Below are 5,597 nucleotides of genomic sequence, written 5' to 3'. Positions count from 1 at the left end.
ACCGCAGCCGTCCCAGCAACTCACCCGCGGTCCGGGCCGCCCGGGCAGCCTCTATGCTGGCAGCAGCAGCCGCCTTCGATCTTGTTGTCTTCACAAACACATGATCAACGGGCGGCTGCGTCCATGTCGGACGCCGCCCCCACCACATCCCAGCAGGTCAGACTGCTAATGGCGGCTGCCGTACTACGCCCCATCGCATCGGAATCCGCGATGATCACATGCATAGAGAACCTCGCCTGGCTCGGGCTCCCCCGTGTGGGAGCGATCCGTCGGATCTTGATCGGACTTGCGCTCTGTACCGCGAGGACGGGCAGCGTGCCTTCGCTTGAAATGACCGGCGCCTCGGTCGCGGCTACGCGGCGATTGGTGGCGGACCTACGGCGGCGATGAACGATGGAAGCTGGGTCCAATAAAAAACCGACCTCCCGGTTTTGTCAACACCGCCCGTGAAGGAACGTCACGGAGAGTCATCGACGGCTCGGTCGACAATTGGGCCAACCGAGACGTGATCGACATTTGCGACATTCTCCAGCCCAATAAATCCATCGGCGGTATAATGCCTTTGAGCAACATCAATAAGTTACCGGGGGGATTTCCATGAGTCAGCAAGTTGATGTCCCACGCCCTCTTTCGCGAGAACTCGGCCTGCCGGCGCCACCTATCCTCTCGTACGAATCCACGGTCCCGCGCTGGCTGGTCCACCGAGCAGCGGTTTCCGAGGTGCTACTGACGAGTTGGCATCGTGCCGACGATGGAACGTTCGCCTGCGGGGTCCAGTGGCCCCGAGGCCACAGCCTCTACGCCGGCACGAGCGCCGAATTCGACGCCCTGGTGATTGTCGAGACCGTTCGACAGGCGGGCATTCTGGTCGGCCACGAAGGATACGGAGTCCCGCGCCACAACCCCTTTATAATGCGGCGTCTGCGTTGGCAGCTCATCGAACCCCTCGTCCACAGCGGGGATCACCCGTTCAACTGTGTGGTCACCGTGCGGGGCATGGACGCGCAGATACGTCCGAACGGCGCGGCCGCCATCAGGTTCGAGTTCGAAATTCACCGTGACGCACGCCCGATCGCCTCGGCGACCGGCTGGACCCGCTGCGTCAGTCCCGCCACCTACCGGCGGTTGAGGTGGGGTGGGGGCGGCCCCAGGCTGGCACTACCGCAGATCTCCCGGCCCGTGGAACCCACGTCGGTCGGTCGCGGCGATCCGCGTGATGTCGTCGTTGCCGGAAGTCCCCGCGACGGCCTGGAACTGAGAGTCCCGATCGACCACCCCGTCTTCTTCGACCATCCCCTCGACCACGCGCCGGGGATCATGGTCTACGAGGCAATGCGCCAAGCCGCCTGCGTCACGTCGGGACGCCAATTCTCCATGGTGGGCGCGGACGTCGACTTCACACACTTCATTGAACTGGACCAACCGTGTCATATTTCGGTTTCGCTGAAACCGAGGTCCGGCAACACGAACGCGGACGTCCGTTTCTCGCAGAATGAACGAACCACCGCCCACGGTGTCGTCATGCTGGCTGAGCAATAGACGCCGAATGCGTCTCCTCAGCCATCTTGAGCAGATCCGGCAGTCTGGGAGCGGGCACCAGGCCGGGAAGAAGAATGCGCCACATCTGCGCGACCGTGTCGTTCAGCCTGGGCCGCTCCTCAAGCACCTGCGCCAACACCTGGAGACCCGTGAATGAACCTACGATGAAATGGGCGATATCGGTGGTATCGACCGTCGGGTCGATGTCACGCTCTTCGACGGCGCGGTCCAGAAACTCCCCGGTCATGGCAATCCAGTCCAGGTAAGGAGTTCTTCCGTCATGCTCGAGGGAGCCCCGCTCCAGGGTGAGCCGAATGCCGCCGCGAATCACCGGATCCCTGGTCATCTGGGTGGCGAGGGCGTGCGAGAGCTTGATCATCGCGGTCAGCGCGCGAGTGCCGGGCGCCGCCGCCCACTCGGCAATTTTCATCCAGGTAACGTGCTGCAACTCGACGACGGCCTGCGCCAACTCTGCCTTGGATCCAAAGTGGAAGTACAGAGCGCCTTTGGTCACTGCCGCCTTGGCGATGATGTCGCCGAGGCTCGTCGACTGGTAGCCGAACTGGTCGAACACGTCCGCGGCTGCCCGGAGGATCGCCGCTCGTGTCTGCTCGGCCCGTGCCTGCCTCACCATAGGCGACATCCTAGGGATTCACGTGGTGCGGCGGCCATGGTCAGCCGGTGACCGGCTTCCGGACCGTCGCAGACCCGAAAGTTCGACGGGTGCTGCTAACCGGTTCCACCGGATTCATCGGGTCGGCGATTCTGGCAGCGCTCCATCGGCGCCGAACGCCTGACATCCGCGTCCTCCTGCGTCCTCGGCACACCAACCCGCCCACCGCAGCCGTCACCGTGGTCTCGGCCGATCTGGCCGACCCCCGCACGATCGCCGGCATCTGTGACGATGTCGACCTAGTCATCCACGCCGCCTCATACATTGGGCCGGACCCGAGGCGGTGCGCCCTGGTGAACGAGGAAGGCACCGCGAACCTCGTCAGGACCGCCGTGCAGGCGGGCATTGGTCGCCTGCTGTACGTCAGCACAGCGGCGGTCTACGGCACCGGACCACATCGTGGAGCCGTCGAGGGCGCGTTGACGCCGTCGCCGTCGTCGCCGACCAGCACAAGTCGCCTCGCCGCCGAACAATCGGTCAGGTCGGCCGGCGGCGTGGTGCTCCGGCCGCACCTCGTCTACGGGGCCGGAGACCGCTGGGTCCTGCCCTCGCTGGTAGCCCTCCTGAAAGCCCCTGGTCTGATTGATGGTGGAACGGCCAAGATGTCCATGATCTCGGTGCGTGATCTGGCCCGCGTGGCCCTGGCGCTGGCGCTGGACCGGCCGAAATTCCCGCACGGCGCGATGTACCACGCGAATCACCCACGCCCGGTCAGCCTCCGTGAGGTCATCGAGGCACTCGCGACCTGCCTGGGCGTCAGCGCACCCGGGACCAACCTGTCTCGTGCAGCGGCCTCCGCCGCCCTCCCACACCTACCTGCTCGCGTCCTCGATCTCGCAGCCACCGACCACTGGTACGACTCGACGAGGATCTGGCGGGACGCTGGCTGCCAGGCCGGCCGCCCCCCGCACCAGGACCTGCATGACGCGACGAACTGCTGCTTACCGCGTTGCTGACAGGCCGGCAATCGCGGAGACCCGGGGCTCTCTCGCTAACGGCACGGCGAGTTCGGCATCAACCGCCTCCAACGCCACCGCGCCGCCGCCACTCCCAACGCCATCGAGAGCGTCAACGCTCGGATCCGCCGCGCCGTGCGCGCCCGCGGCCACTTCCCCAACGAGGGCGCCGCCCTCAAATGCGTCTACCTCGCCGTGATGAGCCTCGACCCGACCGGGCAGGGCCCGCGACGGTGGACGATGCGCTGGAAATCCGCTCTGAACGCCTTCGAGATGGCCTTCGAAGGACGCCTGACCGCGGGCCGAAAGTAGCCCTCAACAACCTGGGTTACACCGTTCGTTTGACAGACCCGCTGCAGCCGCGCTGCTACGTCGCCGGCGAACCAGGAGTAGAGGTCGCTGTCCGGGTCGAGGCCGGCGCGGATCGCGTCCCGCCAGTCCTGCCGATCGAGGACCGCGAGGTACTGCCGCACCAGCTCGTCTCGGTGCTCTGCAGTGCATCCGGATCGTTCCGGGCCTTCTCCGTCAGGTGGTCCGCGATGACCGCCGCGTCGGCGTACCTACTCACGGTCGGCGCCTGCCGGACGAGGTGAGCCACGTGGGCGGCGAGCACGGCCGATGCCGGCGGATAGTGCTCCAAAGTCATGCCCATGCCACCGCAGTCCGCCATGATCCTCAACAGCCGGCCGGCCCGTGTGATCGACCAGGTCATCGTCGACCTCGCTGCCGATGATGCCTCATGGAGATGGGCTGTCGTGGCGACCTTGCCCGCGAAGTAGCCGTTGAGGAAGTCGCCGTCGCAGGCATGACGTAGCAGCCACTGACGGGAGGCGGCGGCACCGTGGCGGCAGAGCGCCTCGATGACGTACACCCTTCCCCAACCGGTAACGCGTTGGGGCAACCACAACAGGGCTTGTCCGCCCTCGCGGCGACGTTGTAGCGCCTCGGCGGCCAGCGGCCCAAACCGGTCCGACAGCAGGCCAATCGTCTGGATCAGCGGAACGTCGTTATCTGCCCAATCGGTCGCGAGCAGCGCCAGCCCGACTGTCGCGGAACATCGATCAGTGCTGTGCCGCACCAGCCACCGGCCGGTTTTCCGAACCCGCTGCCGATCCGCGCGCAGGGCTGCCGCTGCGATGTGCTCGTTCCGATGGATCGGGACATCGACGTCACAGAACGCGTCAACGAGTTCGTTCGGTGGCGCATCGGCCGTGCCGAAGTGCGCGTCGAGAATGACGGCAACGTCAGCACCGTCGAGTCGCCGATCTCGCCGGGTTTTCGATCGACGCCGCCGCGGGTGACGCTCGTCGTCCGGATACGGCTCGCCGTCACGCGGAGGAGGAGATCCCGGATCTGGCCGATGCAGGCGCAGGGCGTGGTCGAACAGACTGATCTGGGGTCCGAGCGATCCAGGCTCGGTTGTCACGCTCACGGGCGGACCGAGGACTCGATTCTCTCGATCATGGCCGGGATCATGCCAGCACGAGACAGCCACGGCAAACAGCGTAGGCGGTGACGGTGCTGGGCAGCCGGTCGCCGCCGCTGGAATATCGGCTGCGGTCCGGCGCGTCGATCCGCCAAACTGGCGGCCGTGGATCCGCGTACCGTTACCGACCTGGTCGACCTCGTTACTTCCGGCCGGCGGGTGAAGTTCCTGCACTTCTGGGGACACCAGCCGCAGCCGGACGGCAGCGTCGGCGCCGGTTGCCTGAGCCAGTGGTGGCCCGCCCGATTTGCGATCGACGGACGCGAGTTCGCCACCGCCGAGCACTACATGATGTGGGCCAAAGCCATCCTGTTCGGCGACACGAGCATCGCCGAGCAGGTCCTGACCGCGTCGCATCCGCACCGGGCCAAGACGCTGGGACGGCAGGTGCAGGGCTTCGACCAGCCCGTCTGGGAGGCCAACCGATACGGCATCGTGGTCGAGGGCAGCGTCGCGAAGTTCGGCCAGCATGCCGATCTGCGGGCCTACCTGCTCGGCACCGGCGACCGGATCCTCGTCGAAGCCAGCCCTCTCGACGGGATCTGGGGCATCGGACTCACCGCCGACGAACCCTTCGCCGCCGACCCAAGCCGGTGGAAAGGGCTCAACCTGCTTGGCTTCGCCCTCATGCACACTCGTCAACGACTACGCCAGGACAGTCAATGATCGACACGGCACCCGCACCACCTGTCGGTGAGAAGGATCTCCTCGCGGCGTGGGTCGAGGGCAAGACGCCACGCGTGCGCCAGCGTGGGAGCCGCGTGCCGGCTGGGCTCAGGTTCGCGTTCTACGGACGGGTCTCGACCAAGGACTATCAGAGGGTGGTTCGGAGTGTTAGGTCCGTTTCTGGGCGAGGGTGAATACTCCGGGCTCGTCTTCGGTGAGGACCTGGCGGTTGACCATGCGTTTCAGCTTCGCGCGGGTGCCTTCGACGTGTTTCGGT

At 66.0% G+C, this 5,597-nt stretch carries 5 protein-coding genes and 1 pseudogene; 4 read left to right on the top strand and 2 right to left on the bottom strand.

The window, feature by feature from the left end; all coding sequences use genetic code 11:
- Positions 1 to 597: 597 nt before the first annotated feature.
- Positions 598 to 1,539 (top strand): ScbA/BarX family gamma-butyrolactone biosynthesis protein, encoded by a 942-nt coding sequence (locus F8271_RS29510; RefSeq protein ID WP_151493101.1) that lies wholly within the window; start codon positions 598 to 600, stop codon positions 1,537 to 1,539.
- Here F8271_RS29510 and F8271_RS29505 read toward each other — a convergent pair.
- On the bottom strand, positions 1,520 to 2,173 hold the full coding sequence (locus F8271_RS29505) for a ScbR family autoregulator-binding transcription factor (protein ID WP_192580515.1): 654 nt from the start codon (positions 2,171 to 2,173) through the stop codon (positions 1,520 to 1,522). The genes F8271_RS29510 and F8271_RS29505 overlap by 20 nt on opposite strands.
- 47 nt (positions 2,174 to 2,220) lie before the next feature.
- Between F8271_RS29505 and F8271_RS29500 the strand changes: the two genes are divergently transcribed.
- Both F8271_RS29500 and F8271_RS29495 read left to right on the top strand, forming a co-directional pair.
- Entirely contained in the window at positions 2,221 to 3,168 is a 948-nt protein-coding gene (locus tag F8271_RS29500; RefSeq protein ID WP_151493099.1) for an NAD(P)-dependent oxidoreductase, read from the top strand.
- A 78-nt stretch (positions 3,169 to 3,246) separates the two neighbouring features.
- Positions 3,247 to 3,480, top strand: a pseudogene (locus F8271_RS29495) (transposase); the annotation flags it as partial.
- Between the two features lie 55 nt (positions 3,481 to 3,535).
- On the opposite strand, the gene F8271_RS29490 reads toward F8271_RS29495, so the two are convergent.
- Positions 3,536 to 4,600: a hypothetical protein gene (locus tag F8271_RS29490; RefSeq protein ID WP_192580514.1), complete on the bottom strand. Its 1,065-nt coding sequence runs from the start codon at positions 4,598 to 4,600 to the stop codon at positions 3,536 to 3,538.
- Positions 4,601 to 4,759: 159 nt separating this feature from the next.
- On the opposite strand from F8271_RS29490, the gene F8271_RS29485 reads away from it, so the two are divergent.
- Positions 4,760 to 5,320 carry an NADAR family protein gene (locus F8271_RS29485; protein ID WP_151493098.1) on the top strand — a complete coding sequence of 187 codons (561 nt, stop codon included), beginning with the start codon at positions 4,760 to 4,762 and terminating at the stop codon, positions 5,318 to 5,320.
- Positions 5,321 to 5,597 lie beyond the last annotated feature (277 nt).

Source organism: Micromonospora sp. ALFpr18c, from assembly GCF_008868155.1.
GTDB lineage: Bacteria > Actinomycetota > Actinomycetes > Mycobacteriales > Micromonosporaceae > Micromonospora.
Note: the sequence above shows the minus strand (reverse complement) of the source record. Positions and strands in the feature narration are given on the sequence as shown.

Coding starts and splice junctions, on each gene's coding strand:
- F8271_RS29510 (WP_151493101.1), top strand. CDS start 598: ATGAGTCAGCAAGTTGATGTCCCACGCCCTCTTTCGCGAGAACTCGGC.
- F8271_RS29505 (WP_192580515.1), bottom strand. CDS start 2,173: ATGGTGAGGCAGGCACGGGCCGAGCAGACACGAGCGGCGATCCTCCGG.